This window comes from Chondromyces apiculatus DSM 436 (assembly GCF_000601485.1).
In the GTDB taxonomy this organism is placed as follows: Bacteria; Myxococcota_A; Polyangia; order Polyangiales; family Polyangiaceae; genus Chondromyces; species Chondromyces apiculatus.
In genome coordinates, this window is record NZ_ASRX01000084.1 from 1 (window position 1) to 16,454 (window position 16,454).

At 69.3% G+C, this 16,454-nt stretch carries 13 protein-coding genes and 1 pseudogene; 5 read left to right on the top strand and 9 right to left on the bottom strand.

What is annotated here, in order from left to right:
- The 4 genes from CAP_RS49235 to rpsL form a co-directional block, all read right to left on the bottom strand.
- The coding region (locus CAP_RS49235) for a GTP-binding protein (protein ID WP_044249621.1) at positions 1 to 88 on the bottom strand (88 nt) is incomplete at its 3' end.
- 9 nt (positions 89 to 97) lie between these two features.
- The gene (gene fusA, locus CAP_RS36735; RefSeq protein WP_044249622.1) at positions 98 to 2,212 is read right to left on the bottom strand and encodes an elongation factor G; all 2,115 of its coding nucleotides are present in this window, start codon (positions 2,210 to 2,212) and stop codon (positions 98 to 100) included.
- A 311-nt stretch (positions 2,213 to 2,523) separates the two neighbouring features.
- Entirely contained in the window at positions 2,524 to 2,994 is a 471-nt protein-coding gene (rpsG, locus tag CAP_RS36740; RefSeq protein ID WP_044249623.1) for a 30S ribosomal protein S7, read from the bottom strand.
- 23 nt (positions 2,995 to 3,017) lie between these two features.
- Positions 3,018 to 3,416 (bottom strand): 30S ribosomal protein S12, encoded by a 399-nt coding sequence (rpsL, locus tag CAP_RS36745; protein WP_044249624.1) that lies wholly within the window; start codon positions 3,414 to 3,416, stop codon positions 3,018 to 3,020.
- A gap of 1,501 nt (positions 3,417 to 4,917) precedes the next feature.
- On the opposite strand from rpsL, the gene CAP_RS51400 reads away from it, so the two are divergent.
- On the top strand, positions 4,918 to 5,499 hold the full coding sequence (locus tag CAP_RS51400) for a hypothetical protein (protein ID WP_156041477.1): 582 nt from the start codon (positions 4,918 to 4,920) through the stop codon (positions 5,497 to 5,499).
- A gap of 190 nt (positions 5,500 to 5,689) precedes the next feature.
- Positions 5,690 to 7,936 (top strand): ATP-binding protein, encoded by a 2,247-nt coding sequence (locus CAP_RS46375; RefSeq protein WP_156041478.1) that lies wholly within the window; start codon positions 5,690 to 5,692, stop codon positions 7,934 to 7,936.
- A 45-nt stretch (positions 7,937 to 7,981) separates the two neighbouring features.
- On the opposite strand, the gene CAP_RS36760 is transcribed toward CAP_RS46375, so the two are convergent.
- The gene (locus CAP_RS36760) at positions 7,982 to 8,416 is read right to left on the bottom strand and encodes a hypothetical protein (RefSeq protein ID WP_156041479.1); all 435 of its coding nucleotides are present in this window, start codon (positions 8,414 to 8,416) and stop codon (positions 7,982 to 7,984) included.
- 176 nt (positions 8,417 to 8,592) lie between these two features.
- Here CAP_RS36760 and CAP_RS36765 point away from each other — a divergent pair, with 176 nt between their 5' ends.
- Together CAP_RS36765 and CAP_RS36770 are read left to right on the top strand one after the other, a co-directional pair.
- Positions 8,593 to 8,949 (top strand): response regulator, encoded by a 357-nt coding sequence (locus CAP_RS36765; protein ID WP_052376639.1) that lies wholly within the window; start codon positions 8,593 to 8,595, stop codon positions 8,947 to 8,949.
- Between the two features lie 307 nt (positions 8,950 to 9,256).
- On the top strand, positions 9,257 to 11,008 hold the full coding sequence (locus CAP_RS36770; RefSeq protein ID WP_044249628.1) for a monovalent cation:proton antiporter-2 (CPA2) family protein: 1,752 nt from the start codon (positions 9,257 to 9,259) through the stop codon (positions 11,006 to 11,008).
- Here CAP_RS36770 and CAP_RS55375 read toward each other — a convergent pair.
- The 4 genes from CAP_RS55375 to panC are packed head-to-tail and all read right to left on the bottom strand — an operon-like array spanning position 11,005 to position 14,925.
- Entirely contained in the window at positions 11,005 to 11,679 is a 675-nt protein-coding gene (locus CAP_RS55375; RefSeq protein WP_044249629.1) for a potassium channel family protein, read from the bottom strand. The genes CAP_RS36770 and CAP_RS55375 overlap by 4 nt on opposite strands.
- A 25-nt stretch (positions 11,680 to 11,704) precedes the next feature.
- Positions 11,705 to 13,246, bottom strand: a complete 1,542-nt coding sequence (locus tag CAP_RS36780) for a cation:proton antiporter (RefSeq protein WP_044249630.1) — start codon at positions 13,244 to 13,246, stop codon at positions 11,705 to 11,707.
- A gap of 19 nt (positions 13,247 to 13,265) precedes the next feature.
- Positions 13,266 to 13,982 (bottom strand): dTMP kinase, encoded by a 717-nt coding sequence (gene tmk / locus CAP_RS36785; RefSeq protein ID WP_044249631.1) that lies wholly within the window; start codon positions 13,980 to 13,982, stop codon positions 13,266 to 13,268.
- A 16-nt stretch (positions 13,983 to 13,998) separates the two neighbouring features.
- Positions 13,999 to 14,925 carry a pantoate--beta-alanine ligase gene (panC, locus tag CAP_RS36790; RefSeq protein ID WP_044249632.1) on the bottom strand — a complete coding sequence of 309 codons (927 nt, stop codon included), beginning with the start codon at positions 14,923 to 14,925 and terminating at the stop codon, positions 13,999 to 14,001.
- A gap of 42 nt (positions 14,926 to 14,967) precedes the next feature.
- Here panC and ppk1 point away from each other — a divergent pair.
- A pseudogene (gene ppk1 / locus CAP_RS36795) lies at positions 14,968 to 16,377 on the top strand (polyphosphate kinase 1); the annotation flags it as partial.
- Positions 16,378 to 16,454 lie beyond the last annotated feature (77 nt).

Sequence of the window (16,454 nt, forward strand, 5' to 3'; positions counted from 1 at the left end):
CCGTCAGGGTGGTCTTGCCGTGGTCGATGTGACCGATGGTGCCCACGTTGACGTGGGGCTTCGTACGACTGAACTTCTCCTTGGCCATGGCGCCTCTCTAACCTCGCTGCTTTGAGACGATCTCGTCTTGGATCGCCGTCGGAACCGGTGCGTAATGAGAAAACTGCATCGTGTGGGTCGCTCGACCCTGCGTCTTTGAACGAACGTCCGTCGCGTAGCCGAACATCGCCGCGAGGGGAACCTCGCTCTTGATCACGCGCGCCGAACCGCGCTGACCGATGTCCAGGACCTTGCCGCGGCGTGACTGGAGGTCGCCGATGACGTCACCGAGGTGGTTCTCGGGAACGACGACCTCGACGGCCATCATCGGTTCGAGGAGCTGTATCTTTGCGATCTTGCAGGCCTCCTGGAAGGCCAGCGACGCCGCGACCTCGAAGGCAGGACCCGAGGAGTCGACCTCGTGGAAGCTGCCGTCGAAGACCCGCACCTTCACGTCCACGACCGGGTAGCCGGCGAGGACGCCACGCCCCATGGCGTCGCGCACGCCCTTCTCGATCGAGGGGACGAACTCCTTGGGGATCACGCCGCCCACGAGGTCGTTGACGAACACGAACCCCGCGCCGCGCTCGGCGGGCTCCAGGTCGATCACCACGTGACCGTACTGGCCATGACCGCCGCTCTGCCGGACGAAGCGCCCCTCCACCTTCTTGGCACTCCCCACCACGCTCTCGCGGTAGGCGACCTGGGGGCGGCCCACGTTGGCATCCACCTTGAACTCACGCTTCAGGCGGTCGACGATGATCTCCAGGTGCAGCTCGCCCATCCCGGCGATGATGGTCTGCGCCGTCTCCTCGTTCGTGTACGTACGGAACGAGGGGTCCTCGTTCATCAGCTTCTGCAGGCTGAGCGAGAGCTTGTCGAGATCGGCCTTGGTCTTGGGCTCGATCGCGATCGAGATCACCGGATCGGGGAACTCCATGCGCTCCAGCACGATCTGGTGCTTGTCGTCGCAGAGGGTGTCACCCGTGTAGGTGTCACGAAGTCCGACGGCGGCGTAGATGTTTCCCGCGTAGCAGACGTCGATCTCCTCGCGCTTGTTGGCGTGCATCCGGAGGATGCGGCCGAAGCGCTCACGGCGCCCGCGCGTGGAGTTCATCACGCTCGCGCCGCTCTTCGTGGTGCCGGAGTAGACCCGGAAGAAGGTGAGCGTGCCGAACTGATCGTTCATCACCTTGAAGGCGAGTGCCGCGAACGGCTCCTCGTCGCTCGCCTTGCGCGTGACCGTCTTGTCCTTCTTGTCCGGAAGCGTCCCGTGCACCGGCGGGATGTCGAGCGGCGACGGCAGGTAGTTGGTCACGGCGTCGAGGAGCTGCTGGACGCCCTTGTTCCGGAACGCGGAGCCACAGAGCACCGGCACCAGCTTGAAGGAGAGCGTCCCCGCCCGGATGGCGCTGTGGATCTCCTCCTCGGAGATCGCGTCGAGGTCACCGGCGATGAACTTCTCCATCACCTGCTCGCTGGCATCCGCGCACGCCTCGAGCAGCTTTTCGCGGAGCGCGCGGCAGCGGGGGAGGATGTCGGCCGGGATCTGCTCCCAGGTGAAATCCTTGCCCTTCGTCTGCTCGTCGTAGATCGCTGCCTGCATGCTGATGAGGTCGACGACGCCGACGAACGAGTCTTCTGCGCCCACCGGATACTGAAGGGGGACCGGGTTTGCCCCGAGGCGCTCCTTGATGGAGTCGACACACATGTCGAAGTCCGCGCCGACCTTGTCCATCTTGTTGATGAACGCCATCCGCGGGACGCCGTACTTGTCGGCCTGGCGCCAGACCGTCTCGCTCTGGGGCTCGACGCCGTTACCGCCATCGAACACCGCGACCGCGCCGTCGAGCACCCGCAAGCTGCGCTCCACCTCGATGGTGAAGTCCACGTGTCCGGGGGTGTCGATGATGTTGATGCGGTGCGAGACCCCCTTGTGGGGGCCAGTGCCGGGCGTCCAGAAGCAGTTGGTCGCGGCGGAGGTGATGGTGATCCCCCGCTCCTGCTCCTGGACCATCCAGTCCATCGTGGCGGCACCCTCGTGGACCTCGCCCAGTTTGTAGTTCACGCCCGTGTAGTAGAGGATGCGCTCGGTGACCGTGGTCTTGCCCGCATCGATGTGGGCCATGATCCCGATGTTGCGCGTCTTCTCCAGGCTGTAATCGCGGGCCACTGTGTCCTCCGGGTTCTGGCGCGTGAGCGATGTTGCGAGGCCAGGATGCAAAACACCCTCTCCAGCCCGGCCCACCTCCGATTGGCGGGCACATGATCCTGGAGAGGGTGTCGGGGTACGGCGGCAGATTGTCGCCCTGCAGAGGTTCGATCCGCGTTGCGGATGCCGTTGAACCCGGGGCCTGCTCGTAACCCGATCCTTATGTGGCCTGTGCCATTCTCTCTACGCGACTCCTAGCCTGTGGGCTTCGGGGTGGGTTTCGGGGATGTGTGGCTCTGGAGAGGTGCCTGAGGGCTTTCGGACGGCCGCCGTTACCAGCGGTAGTGAGCGAACGCCTTGTTCGCTTCGGCCATCTTGTGCGTGTCGTCGCGCTTCTTCACCGCGTTGCCACGGTTCTGAGCGGCGTCGACCAGCTCGGCCGCGAGGCGCTCACGCATCGTCTTCTCACCACGGCCACGCGAGTAGTTCACCAGCCAGCGCATGGCAAGAGCCACGCGCCGCTCCGGGCGAACCTCGACGGGGACCTGGTAGGTCGCGCCGCCGACGCGCCGGCTCTTCACTTCCAGCTTGGGCTTCACGTTGTCGAGCGCCTTGCGGAAGATATCGATGGGCTCTTCCTTGAAGCGCTCGCGGACGATGTCGAAGGCACCGTAAAGGATGCCCTCCGCCGTCGACTTCTTCCCCGAGTACATCAGGGAATTGGTGAACTTGGCGACGAGCTTGTCCTTGTGCTTGGGGTCCGGAATGATCTTCCGCTTCGGGACTTCACGACGACGGGGCATGGGATTCCTCTGCTAGCTCCGGATCAGCGCTTCGGCCGCTTCACGCCGTACTTCGAGCGCTTGCGGTTGCGGGTCGCCTTGTTGGTCGAGCTCGGGCCTGCGGCGCCCGAGGCGTCGAGGGTGCCGCGAACCACGTGGTAACGCACACCCGGAAGGTCCTTCACGCGGCCCCCGCGAATGAGCACCACGGAGTGCTCCTGCAGGTTATGCCCTTCACCCGGGATGTAGCTCGTCACCTCCATCTGATTGGTGAGCCGGACGCGGCACACCTTGCGGAGGGCCGAGTTGGGCTTCTTCGGAGTGGTGGTGTAGACGCGAACGCAGACGCCGCGCCGCTGGGGGCACGACTTGAGGGCTGGCGACGCCGTCTTGTATGCAGTGGCCTCGCGGCCCATTCGAACGAGCTGGCTGATGGTCGGCATAGTGCGTGAATGTCCGCCGGGTAGAAGCGGGGACGCGGAGAATACCCAGGCAGAGGATGGAGTCAAGCAGGGGTATGCTAGACCCTCGCGGATCGGAGCCGCTCTCGCACCAGAGGCCCCGATTCGGCGGCTCTTGGCGCCTCCTCCGGCGTTCGATACCGTCGCCCCGTGAGTAAGAAGCCCACCCGCGCCGAGCGCAAGGAAGTTCGGCAGCGCGCCGAGCGTGCGCGCCTCGGCAGTCTTCCGCCGGCGACCACGTCCCGCCCGGGCGCGACGCCGCTGTTGAAGAGTCCCCCAACCGCACCCGCGAAGAGCAACCCCACGGCAGCATCTCGGGGTGGCGAGCCCGCCCCTTCGCAGCCTCCCATCACTTCCCGCCCGAAGGGCTCGCGCCGCGGGGCTCCAGAGCGAGCGCGCGCGTCCGCCTCGGGCCCTGCCCGTTCCGCGTCCGCAGCGTCGACCGCCACGACGGCGCCGTCTTCCGTGGAAGCGCCACGCAGCACTTCCGTGGGGTCTCCTTCGATCGCGCCCCCGCCATCACCCGACAGCGTCGCTGCCAAGCCTCCGCGGGCCGCGCCGGCGGCAGCGCGTCCGGCCCGTTCGGTGCGCGCCTCCGGGACGCGTCCCGTCCCCGCTGAGCCCGAGCCGAGCGCCGGAAGCACCACGATCGCTACCCGCAGCAACCGCGCGTTCCTGGTGTTCGGGGGACTCATCGTCGTCGCTGGCCTCATCACCGTGCTGGCGCGCTCCAGGACCCAGAGCACCACGGAGCAGGCCACGCCGGATCCTTCGATACCAGCGACCGCTTCTCCAGAGAGCGATCCTACGCGTGAGGCGCCGACCGCGCCCCCGTCGACCGCTGCACTTTCTGGCGCCACTCCCGGCGAAGCGTCAGGCGCAGCGCCACCGCGAGAACCTGCGACAGCATCGCCGGGGAACGCGCCAGCGGAAGGCGCGCAAGCTGCCGCCACCACGGGCCTCTCCGCATCGCCCTCGACTTCAGCCGCAGTTCCTCCGACGGTCCCCCCCGCAGCCACCGCGACGCCAGCGCCACCCGCGGATGCGACGGCGGCAGCGCCCGCGAGGACTGCCACTGCGGCCAAGCCCGCCATCACCGCCACACCCTCGCCAACCGCGGTTCCCCCGGCGCCGCGCAAGCCTGCACCGACGACGCCGAAGCCCCCTGCCGAGTCCCAGGACATCTACTGAACCGAAGAGGAACCGGATGATCTGCTTGCGCTCCTGCTCCGTGGTTCCGTCCCCCAGCACGCGCGTGCGCCAGCACGTGCGTCTCGGGTCGATGGTGGCGCTCGCAATGGGCATCTCTGCGCTGTCGACCTCGACGCTCGCGCAGCCCACACCTGCGGGGCCTGCTTTGCCCGTGCCCCCTACCTCGACGCCTCCAGGGGCGACTGCACCCTCGGCGACGTCAGCGCCCTCGGCGCAGGGCACCGCGCCTGGATCCATGCCTCCCGGGGGAGCACCAGGCACTGGTGCACAGATGGCACCTCCCGGCGCAGGTGCACCGCTGCCACCTCCCGGAGCGAACGCACCGCTGCCACCTCCTGGCCCCGGCGCGCAGACCGCGCCCCCGGGCTACCAGCCCTATCCCCCACCGTACCCCTACGGCGGTTACCCGTATCCGTACGGGTACTACCCCCCGCCCTACCAGCACCAAAGCCCCACGCCGGCGCAACCGACGCTCCCGCCGCTGCGTCGAAACGACACCACGATGATGGTGAGCGGAATCGCGCTCACCTTCACCGGCGCTGCTGCGTCGGTGGCGAGCGCCCTGCTGATGTCCTTCGGGACCTCCCGCTACACGATCTACTGTAGCCCTGGTGGGGGCTCGGTGCTCTACGCTTGCCGCGACGAAGACGATGTCGGGCTCGTGGCAGCAGGATGGGTCACCCTCGGCGTCAGCATCGCGGCCATGGGCGCTGGCATCCCGCTCTGGATCATCGGTGGCAAGCGCGTCGTGGCGACCGCGACGAAGGAACCCGAGAAGACCAGCCGTGAGCACGCCCCGGGCCCTACCGTCACCCTCGGGCTCGGCTCGGCATCGGCGCGCTTTGCATTCTGAGCTCCCTTGAGGAGGGCTCGGGTTCCTCGTTCCGATCCCGGATCCACCCGACCGGGGGGTCCTCCACGAGGCCCGCAGGCGCGCCCCCAAGCCTGGGCCCGGCTCTCCCTGATGGTTGGGGAGTAAACATCGTGGAACACTGCAGGCAGTGCGGCGAACGCTCCCCCACGCGTCCACCGTCCACGGCGAGATGCACACGCAAGAGTTCTCCGCGAAGTCGAGCGCGATGGCCCGTGCGCTCGGCTCCAGCGCGGACCAGGGCTGGCCCTTCGATCTCGTGTTCAAGAACGCCCCTGTCGGACTTGCGTTCCTGGATTGCCAGCACCGCTTCGTCGCGGTGAACGATCTCCTTGCGGAGCTGCACGGGTGTCCTCCCCCGGAGCACATCGGGCGAACTTTGGCCGAGGTGGCCCCTGGGCTTTGGCCCGCCATGGCCCTGCACATCCGGCAAGTCATGGAGACCGGAGAGCCGGTGCTCGATGCGGATGTGCGGGGAGAGTCACCGCCGGGCTCGGGACAGCAGCGCTGTTGCCTCGCGAGCTTTCTGCCCATCCGCAACGGCAGTGAGATCATCGGCATCGGGTGTGCGCTCGTCGACGTCGGTCGGGTCAGAACGCTCCACGCTGCGCATGAAGCCGACGAGGGCCTCTTTGCCTCGTTCTCGGCAGAGTCGCGGCATGACCCGGACGCACCGGAGCCGTCGCGCAGGCTGTCGAGCCCACGCATCCTGTCACTCCTCGGCCGCGCCAGCGCGGATCTCTGGGCACCAAGTGACGTCGGCGCAGCAGCGCGCGCACTCGCGCGCCTCCTCGTCCCCGAACTCGCTGACTTCTGCGTCGTTCACCTCCTCAACGAGACGGGCCGCCCTGAACTCATCGCCGCCGCGCACGCGATCGCGAACGGCAAGGAGAGGCTCGAAGAACTCGACGCCCGCTACCCTGCGCTCGGCGAGGCTTCGGCGGGCGCGCTCACGCCCAAGGCTTCTGGCTATGCATCCACGATCCGCACCGGTGAGCCCGAGATCCTGACGCACATCTCCGAAGCAGGGGCCGAAGACGGCGGGCGCATCGCGCGCTTGCAGACGCTCGACGCCAGCACCGTGCTCACCGTGCCCCTCCGCGTGCAACGCCACCTGATCGGGGCCATTGAACTCGGCAGGATCGGCGCCTCACGCGGCTATGGCTCCGACGACCTGCACCTCGCGCAGGACCTGGCAGAGCGCGCTGCCATCGCCATCGACCGGGCGCGCCTGTTCACGGCGGCGCAGCGCGAGCGGGCGCGCGCGGAGGAGGGAAGCCGACTCAAGGACGAGTTCCTGGCGCTCGTCTCCCATGAGCTGCGCACCCCGCTCACCGCGATCCTCGGCTGGACACGGGTCCTGCGCACCACGACCATGACGCCCGACAAGGAGAACCGTGCCCTGGAGATCGTCGAGCGCAATGCCCGCTCGCAGGCGCAGCTCATCGAGGACCTGCTCGACATCGCCCGCATCGCCAGCGGCAAGCTCCAGATCGAGACGGCTGCCGTGGACCTCCCGCTCGTGGTCGAGGGCGCCATCGAGGCCGTGCGCGCGCCCGCCGCGGCGAAGAACCTCGCCATCGAGCTCGCCGTCGAGCCCAGCCTCGGTGCGGTCCTCGGTGACGCGGGCCGCCTGCAGCAGGTCGTGTGGAACCTCGCCTCGAACGCGGTGAAGTTCACGCCGGAAGGTGGCCGCGTCCAGGTGAGCCTCGTGCAGCACGGCGACTGGGTCGACCTGATGGTCAGCGACACCGGGCAGGGCATCCGCGAGGACCTCCTGCCCCACGTCTTCGAACACTTCCGCCAGTCCGATGGCCCGAGCGGCCGCCCCATCAACGGCCTCGGCCTGGGCCTCGCCATCTCCCGGCACCTCGTCGAGCTGCACGGCGGGACGCTCGTCGCCGAGAGCGACGGCGAAGGGCAGGGCGCGACCTTCCGCGTCCGCCTCCCCGTGTCACGCTCCCCGCGCCGCACGGCGCCCGCCGTCATCGACGACATGACGAACTCGACCACCGCCGATGCCCCTTCAGTGCGGCTCACGGGCGTGCGCGTCCTCGTCGTGGACGACTCCCCGGACGCGCTCGATCTCCTCAGCGCGGCGCTGGAACAGGCAGGCGCGCAGGTCACCGCCGCCGCCAACGCCGCCGTCGCCCTCGAGCGCATCGCGCAGGACCACCCCGACGTGCTCATCTCCGACATCGCGATGCCCGGCCGCGACGGCTACGCCCTGATCCGTCAGCTCAGGACCCTCCCACCCGAGCAGGGTGGACGCACACCTGCCGTGGCGCTCACGGCCCACGCCCGCGCCCAGGACCGCACGCGCGCCCTGCTCGAAGGCTTCGATCTCCACGCCCCGAAGCCCATCGATCCTGCCGAACTCATCGCCGTCGTGGCCCGCCTCTCGGGCCGCATTCCCTAGCGCCCCCGCGCCGCTCCCTGAAGCGCGCCGCGCCGCGCACCCACCTCAAGCGGAGTCCTGGAGCGCTCCCGGCTCGAGCATGCGCAGCAGCGCCGTGAGGCTCGCCCGCGCCCTTGGATGCCGTGCCTCGGCGAGCGCCACGTACGCCTGCGTGGTCGCTGCGGTGATGTCTGCTGGCCTCGCCTCGCGCCAGCCGAGCAGCGGCTCCGTGACCTGGATCCCAGGGCCGTGACAGAGCCCGCAGGCGCCCCTGTCACGCCGCCCCAGCCCATCTCCGCCGCAGCGACTGCAGATCGCGACCCGCACCGCGCGCGTCTTCGCGAGGCCTGCGATCTTTCGCGCAGCCTCCCTCATGTCGAGCAACCCACGTCCACCGGGCACCTCGAACCCGAGCAAGGTGGTCCTGCGCACGGAGACACCGTTCACCGTCACGGTCTCGCCGAGGAGCATGGTCTGGAGCAAGGCGACGATTCGTTCCAAGGCGCCCTCCATCTGCAGCGCATGATCGCGACGCTGCAAGAAGAGAACGTAACAACCGCACCCTGTATCGCAACGACCGGAGCGAGTGCTAAGGACAAGGTATGTCCCAGCGCGCGCAGGATGAACCGACTGGACCATCTTCCGCTTCCCCGACGAGCCCGCTGACGGGTCTTGCCGTGCTCATCGTGGAGGACGACGCCGATAGCTGCGAGCTGCTCGCCATGGTGGTGGAGGAGCAGGGCGCGATGGTGCGCACGGCAGGTGACGCCACTGCCGCCCTCGATGCCCTCGGTGAGCACCCGTTCCACGTCGTCGTCAGCGACATCGGCCTCCCTGGTCAGGACGGCATCTGGCTCGTCGGCGAGGCCCGTCGGCGGAGCTTCACCCTCCCCTTCATCGCGCTCTCCGCTTACGCAGACACCCTGGCGAGTGCCAGGGCCCTCGAAGCCGGCTTCGTGCTGTACCTGGTGAAGCCCATCGATCCTGCCCACGTCATCGCCGCCGTGCTCCAGCACAGCGTCCGTGATGTGTAGGCGTCGCAGCACCGCCTCGACCGCCGCTCCATGGCGGGTGTAAGAACTCCCTGTGTCACCTGGCCCTGATCCGTCCTCGCGCACGACGTCGCAGCGGCCACCATGGCTGCTCACACGACGACGGGCCTTCGGTGTCGCGGTGTTCGGGTACAGCGCGCTGCACCTCGCCGCGCGACACCGCCAGGGTGACGGCCGGGCCCCCTTCCCCGCAACGCACAAGCAATGAGCCTCACCTGCCTTCGGTGGACGCGGGTGAAGCGCGCTTGCCCTCCCCTCCGGGCTCCGCGACTCTCTGCGACCCCGCTCCATGCTGAACACCTCTGCCATCTTCCTCGCGGCCGCCGTCATCGCGGTGCCGATCTTCACCCGGCTCGGTCTCGGATCGGTGCTCGGGTATCTGGCCGCTGGGGTGGTGATCGGTCCCTCGGGGTTCGGGTTCGTGGGGGAGGTGGAGCAGACACTCCACTTCGCGGAGCTGGGGGTGGTGCTGCTCCTGTTCCTGGTAGGGCTCGAGCTGGAGCCGGCGCGGCTGTGGCGGATGCGCGCGTCGGTCTTCGGGACGGGAGGGGCGCAGGTCGCTGTCACGGCTGGCATCGTGGCAGCCGCGGCAGCCGCCCTGGGGCTCGGGTGGAGGGGGGCGCTCGTGGCCGGGGTAGGGCTCGCCATGTCCTCCACGGCGTTCGCGCTTCAGGTGCTCGGCGAGAAGAACGAGATGGGGTCGCCCCACGGGCGCTCGGCGTTCGGGATCCTGCTGTTCCAGGATCTGGCCGCGATCCCGGTGCTGGCGCTGGTGCCGCTGCTCGGGACCACGGGGGCGAGCGGGGGGAGCGGGTTCACGCGAGTTCCGGTGGTGCTCGGGGTGATCCTGGCGCTGGTGGTCGCAGGGAGGCTCCTCCTGCGACCGATCTTCAAGTTCGTGATGGCAGCGCGGAGCCACGAGCTGTCGGTGGCGTCGGCGCTGCTGGTGGTCCTGGGGACGGCGGTGGTGATGCACTCGGTGGGGCTGTCGATGGCCCTCGGCGCGTTCCTCGCGGGGGTGCTGCTGGCGGACTCCGAGTACCGGCACGAGCTGGAAGCGAACATCGAGCCGTTCAAGGGGCTCTTGCTGGGGCTGTTCTTCATGGCGGTGGGGATGTCGGCGAACCTGCGGGTGCTGCTCGACAGGCCAGCGGTGGTGGTGGGGCTCGCGCTCGCGCTGGTGGGGGTGAAGCTCGGGGTGCTGTTCGCGCTGGGGAAGGTGACGCGGCTGCCTGGGAAGTCGGCGCTCAGCCTGGGAGTGGCGCTGTCGCAGGGGGGTGAGTTCGGGTTCGTGATCTTCGGGGCGGGGCGCGAAGCGGGAGTGGTAGGCGCGGAGCTGGTGGAGCTCCTGGTCATGGTGGTGACGCTGTCGATGGGCGTGACGCCGCTCCTGTTCCTGCTGCGCGATCGGGCGTTCAGCCGCGCCGCTCCCGGCGAGGCGCGGGAGTTCGACGCCATCCAGGAGAACGGGTCGCGGGTGATCATCGCGGGGTTCGGGCGCTTCGGGCAGATTGTGAGCCGCCTCCTGCGGGTGAAGCGGATCGGGTTCACGGCGCTCGACGTGAGCCCGACCCACGTGGACTTCCTGCGAAAGTTCGGGAGCAAGATCCACTACGGCGATGCATCACGCGTGGATCTGCTGCGGGCCGCGGGGGCAGAGCGGGCCGAGGTGTTCGTGCTGGCCATCGACGACGTCGAGGCGTCGGTGCGCACGGCGAAGGTGGTGAGGCACCACTTCCCTCACCTGCGCATCATTGCCCGGGCCCGGAACCGGCAGCACGCCTACGCGCTCCTGGCCCTGGAGATCCCGACAGTCATCCGGGAGACCTTCGCCGCCAGCCTGGACGCCGGGCGGGTGGTGCTGGAGGAGCTGGGGCTGCCGACCACGGACGCCAAGGAAGCCGCGCGGCGGTTCGCCGAGCACGACGAGGCCTACGTGCGATCCGTGTACAAGCTGCGCGACGACGAGAAGGCGCTCATCGCCTCGTCGAAGCAGTACGGCGAGGAGCTCGAAAAGGCCTTCGAGCAGGACGCTCGCTAAGCTTTCCGGAGGAAAAACTCGATCACCGTGCCCAGCTCGTGGCGGGAGGCGACGAGGAGGACCAGCATGCCGGCCTGCACCACCGAGGAGCCGCGGGGGGCCTCGATCGTGCCGTCGGGAAGGTGCATGGCCGCGAAGACGCAGGAGCCCGGGAAGCCAGGGTCGGCAGCGATGGCGCTGACCGGACGGCCCACGACTGCGGACTCGGAGGGCACCTCCAGCTCGAAGGCCACGGAGAGGCCCTTGCCGAGCAGGAGCGCGTTGCGCACGGCGGTGTGCTCGATGGCGGTGCCGATGGCGCCGATGAAGACATCCATCTCGGAGAAGATGCGGTCGACCTTGGCGCGCTCGTAGACGCTGCGGTACTCGGGATCGCGCATGCGCACCATGACGCGGCGGGCGCCAGCGGCCTGGGAGAGGAGGGCGACCGCGAGGTTGTCGGCGTCGCGGCGGAGCATGGCGGCGACGACGTCGGCGCGCGCGACCTCGGCCTCCTTGAGGAGCAGGGCGTCGGTGGCATCGCCGACGAGGGCGACGAGGCCGTGCTGCTCGAAGGCGCGGGCAGTCAGCGCGGTATCGCGGTCGACCACGGTGACGTCGTGGCCTCCCGCGCGGAGGTGAATGGCGACGCTGAGCCCGGCGCGGCCAGCGCCTACGATCACGATGCGCATGTGTCAGATCCTCGGGCGCACAACGTCATTGTTCGTGGGGGTCGGGGGCATGGTGCATCATCTCCATCAGGGTGCGATCGATGTCGTTCACCTGGGCGCTCGCGGTCTCGTTGTCGATGAGGCCGCGGCGCGCGGCATCGACGAGGGCCGCTTTCTGGGCGTTGAGGAGGGACAGGTCGACCACGTGGTCGCGCGCGGCCTCGCCCTCGGGTCCCCGGAGAGCCTCCTCGGCCTTGATGACGCGGACCTGGAAGGCAGCGCGGCGCTCCGCGTGCTCCTTGCGGGACACGAGGCCGGCGGCGAGGAGCTCGTCGAGCTCGGCCTGACCGCGGCGGGCGGCGATGAGGGTGGCCTTGGCGTGGTTGAGGCCCTCGGCGCCAGGGGCCCCGCGGAAGGCCACCTTGAGGAGGAGCAGCAGGCGCTCGAACGGCAAGGCCTGGGTCATCAGGGTGACGAAGGTGACGCCGAAGACGATGGTGATGAGGCGCTCTCGGAAGGGGACGGTGGCCGGGAGGGAGAGCACCGCCGCCATGCTCAGGGCGCCCTTGATGTTGCCGATGACCATCACGTGCTGCCAGCGCATGGGGACGCGCTCGCGCGAGACGGCGCGCATGATCGCGAAGCAGCCGTAGACGGCGATGGCACGGCCGACGTGGAGCGCCACCAGGGCGAGGGCGATGGAGGTCGCCTCCTCGATGAGCATCGAGGCCTGGATCTGCAGACCGACGAGCAAGAAGATCAGCACGTTGAGCGCGAAGCCGCTGGTCTCCCAGAAGCCCTGGAGGGCGAGGACGCGCGAGGGCTCCAGGGCGTCGCGCGCGGCGCGGCCGACGATGACGCCGGCGACGACCACGGCGATGACCGGCGAGGCGTGGACGCGCTCCGCGATGAGCGAGGTCGCGAAGACGAGGACCGTGGAGGCGAGGATGGCGGTGAGGTGATCGGGGGCGCGCCGGAGGACGGCGGCGCCCATGATGCCGAAGAGGACGCCGAGGCCGACACCGCCGAGCATGGCCATGCCGAGCGCCTTGGCAGTCTCCGAGGTGGAGAAGGCGCTCGTGACGATGGCGCGGGAGGTGAGGGAGACCAGCACGAGGGCGGTGCCGTCGTTGAAGAGGCTCTCGCCCTCCATGATGGCAGCGAGGCGGTGCGGGACGCGGACGCTCCTGAAGGCGAGGAGCACGCTCACGGTGTCGGTGATGGAGAGCAGGGCGCCGAGAAGGAGGGCGACCGTGAAGGGCAGGTCGAGCGCGTATGTCGCGACGGCCGCGGTGCCGAGGAGGGAGATCGCCACTCCGGGTACGGCGAGGGCCAGAATGGGGCGGCTGGCGGCGCGGAGGCCGTCGGCGTCGGCGAAGAGCGCGCCCTCGAAGACCAGGACCGGCAGGAACGCGATGAGGATCAGCTCCGGATCCATCGACGTGCTGGGGAGCACGTTGAGGACCACGAGCAGCAGGCCGACGACGACGAGGGCGACGTTGTAGGGCACGCCGATGCGCTTCGCGCCGATGGCGACCGTGGCGCCGACCGCGATGACGAGCAGGAGGCTCTCGAGATGCTCTCTCACGCCGCGCTCCGCTCTGGCCTCAAATGCCTACCACCGGGTTCAGGACGGCGGCGATGGCCTGCGAGATCTCCTCCATCTCGCCGTCGCCGTTCACGTGCACCACGCGGTCGCCGGGGAGGAGCTCCTCGGCCCTGCGGTAGGCGCCGGCGAGCCGCACCTGCAGCTCCGCGTCATCGTACAGCTCGCGCGCGCCACCGCGGCCCCGCCGGCGCTGGGCGGCGATCTCGGGATCGACGTCGAGCACCAGGGTGAGGTGCGGGCGGAGGGCATAGCGGTTCAGCTCCCGGATCCAGCGGAGCATGGTGCCCGAGGAGAGGGGGCCGACGAGGTGCTCGGGCTCCTCCTGGGCCGCGGCGGTGACCTGGTAGGCGAGGCTCGACAGATCGTAGCGATCGGAGATGACCACGTAACCGTCTTCGAGCAGCGGCGTGATCTCGGCCGCCACGTGATCGAGGCGGTCGGCCGCGAAGAGGAGCGCCATGATCTGGGACTGGTTCACCGAAGGGAGGCTGAGCCGCTGGGTGAGCACCTGGCGGATCTGGGCGCCGAGCGGCCCGCCGCTCGGCTCGCGCGTGACGTGGACGAGGCGACGGCGCGCGCGCAGGTGCGCGGCGTAGCGCTCGGCCTGGGTGGTCGTCCCGGAGCCATCGATGCCCTCGATGACGATGAACTTGCCGTTCGGCGCCTGTCCCGCCACCCGCACCGAGGGGGCGCTGGAGTCCCGTCTGCCCATCATGTCGTCTGCGCTTCCCTTACACTCTTCGAGCTTCCGCGGATGCGGATGCGGATGCGGGCCCAGGAGAAGCATCGCCGACGCGCGGCGCGCTGTCTTCTCCGAGGACGAGGTTGTCGATGAGCCGGGTGGTCCCGACCCGCAGGGCCAGGGCGAGCAGGGCTCGCTCCCCGGCGTGCTCTTCGGCGCCGAGGACGCGGAGCGACTCCGGCTCGGCGACATCGATGTAATCGATGCGGTCGCTGATGCGCGCGAGGCGGGCGCGGACCCTGGCGACGAGGGTGCCCGCGCGGCGCTCGCCAGCCTCGAAGGCACGCGCGGCCTCGGCGAGGGCATGGGGGATCTCGGCAGCGCGGCGCCGGTCCTCGGGCGAGAGGTAGGTGTTGCGGGAGGACAGGGCGAGCCCATCGGACTCGCGCACCGTGGGGATGCCGACCACCTCCACCGGCAGCAACAGGTCTCGGACCAGGCGGCGGATCACCATGAGCTGCTGGTAGTCCTTGCGGCCAAAGACGGCGACGCAGGGGCCGGCGAGGGCGAACAGCTTGGTGACGACGGTGGCCACGCCCTCGAAGTGACCCGGGCGATGGGCGCCGCAGAGAGGCGCCGCGGTGGCGCCCGGGTGCACCCGGGTCTCCTCGCCGGGCGGGTACATGGTCGAGACCTCGGGCGCAAAGAGCACCGACGCACCGGCGGCCTCGCAGGCGGCGCTGTCGCGCTCCAGCGTGCGCGGGTAGCGCGCGAAGTCCTCGCCGGGGGCGAACTGGGTGGGGTTGACGAACAGCGTCACCGCCACGAACGGCGCCCGTTTCCTGGCCTCCCCGATGAGGGTGAGGTGCCCCTCATGGAGGGCGCCCATGGTGGGGACGAGCCCGACGCGCGCGCCTCCCGCGCGGGCTTCTTCGCACGCCCTGCGGAATTCTTCCGGGTCTGTCCGGAGCTCCATGGGTGGACCCTACCAGACCTGCGCTAAAGTCGAACGCTGACGATGGCCGATTCGACACCTGCCCCCTCCGAGACCCCCCTGATCCCCGCCACGGACGATGTCGCTGGCGCGGCCCATCCCCTGGTACCCATCGAGGACGACCCGGCGCATTACCTGAACCGCGAGCTGTCCTGGCTCGAGTTCAACGGCCGGGTGCTCGCCGAGGCCGGCTCGGACGCCCCCCTCTTCGAACGGTTGAAGTTCCTCGGGATCTTCTTCTCGAACATCGACGAGTTCTTCATGGTGCGCGTGGCGGGCCTCCAGGCGCAGACGCTGCGAACGATCACCGAGATCCCCCCCGACGGCCTCACCCCGAACGAGCAGCTCGCGGCGATCAGCACCAGGGCCCACGCCCTCTTCGACGCGGCGTACCGCCTGTGGAACGAGGACCTCCTCCCGGCGCTGAAGAAGGCGGGGATCGTGCTGATGAAGCCCGAGGACCTGGAGCCCTCGGCGCAGACCGCGCTCGACGAGCGCTTCTGGACCGACATCTTCCCGGTGCTGACGCCCCTCGCGGTGGACCCGGGGCACCCGTTCCCGCACCTGCGGAACAAGATGATCAACCTCGGGATCATGTTCGCGCGGGAGCACGAGGGGCAGGAGCCGGGCTTCGCGGTGATCCAGGTGCCGGCGATGCTGAGCCGGCTGATCCGGGTGCCGGTCGAGGGTCAGGGGCGCACCTTCGTGCTGCTGGAGGACGTGATCGCCCGGCACGTGAAGCAGCTCTTCCCGTCGGCGAAGATCCGGGGCACCTACCCGTTCCGCGTCACGAGGAACTGGGACCTGGAGATCGACGAGGAGGAGGGGGAGGACCTGCTCGCCACCATCCAGGCAGAGCTCCGGCGCCGCGACCGCGGCAACGCCGTACGCGTCGAGATCGGCATGGGCGAGGGCGTGGAGACCAGCGTCGCCCGCCTCTGCCGGGCGCTGAAGATCGACCAGCGCTCCGACGTGTACCGCGTCAACGGCCCGCTCTACCTCGCCGACCTGATGACCATGGTCGCGGACGACGAACGCCGTGAGCTGCGCGACGAGCCGTTCACCCCCCAGGTGCCGCCCGCGCTCCGGGACCCCGACGACATCTTCGCGGTGATCCGCGAGAAGGACGTGCTCCTCAACCACCCGTACGACTCGTTCGACCCCGTGATGGAGCTGGTGTCGCGCGCGGCCGACGACCCCAACGTACTGGCGATCAAGCAGACGCTGTACAGGACGGGCGGTGACTCGCCGATCCTGAAGGCGCTCGCGCGCGCCGCGGAGAACGGCAAGCAGGTGACGGCGATCGTCGAACTGAAGGCGCGCTTCGACGAGGCGAGCAACATCCAGTGGGCGAGGATGCTGGAGCAGAGCGGCGTGCAGGTGATCTACGGCCTGCTCGGGCTGAAGACCCACGCGAAGGCCCTGCTCGTGGTGCGGCGGGAGAAGGACAAGCTGCGCCGCTACGTGCACCTCAGCACCGGCAACTACAACCCCCCAGACCAGCCGCCACT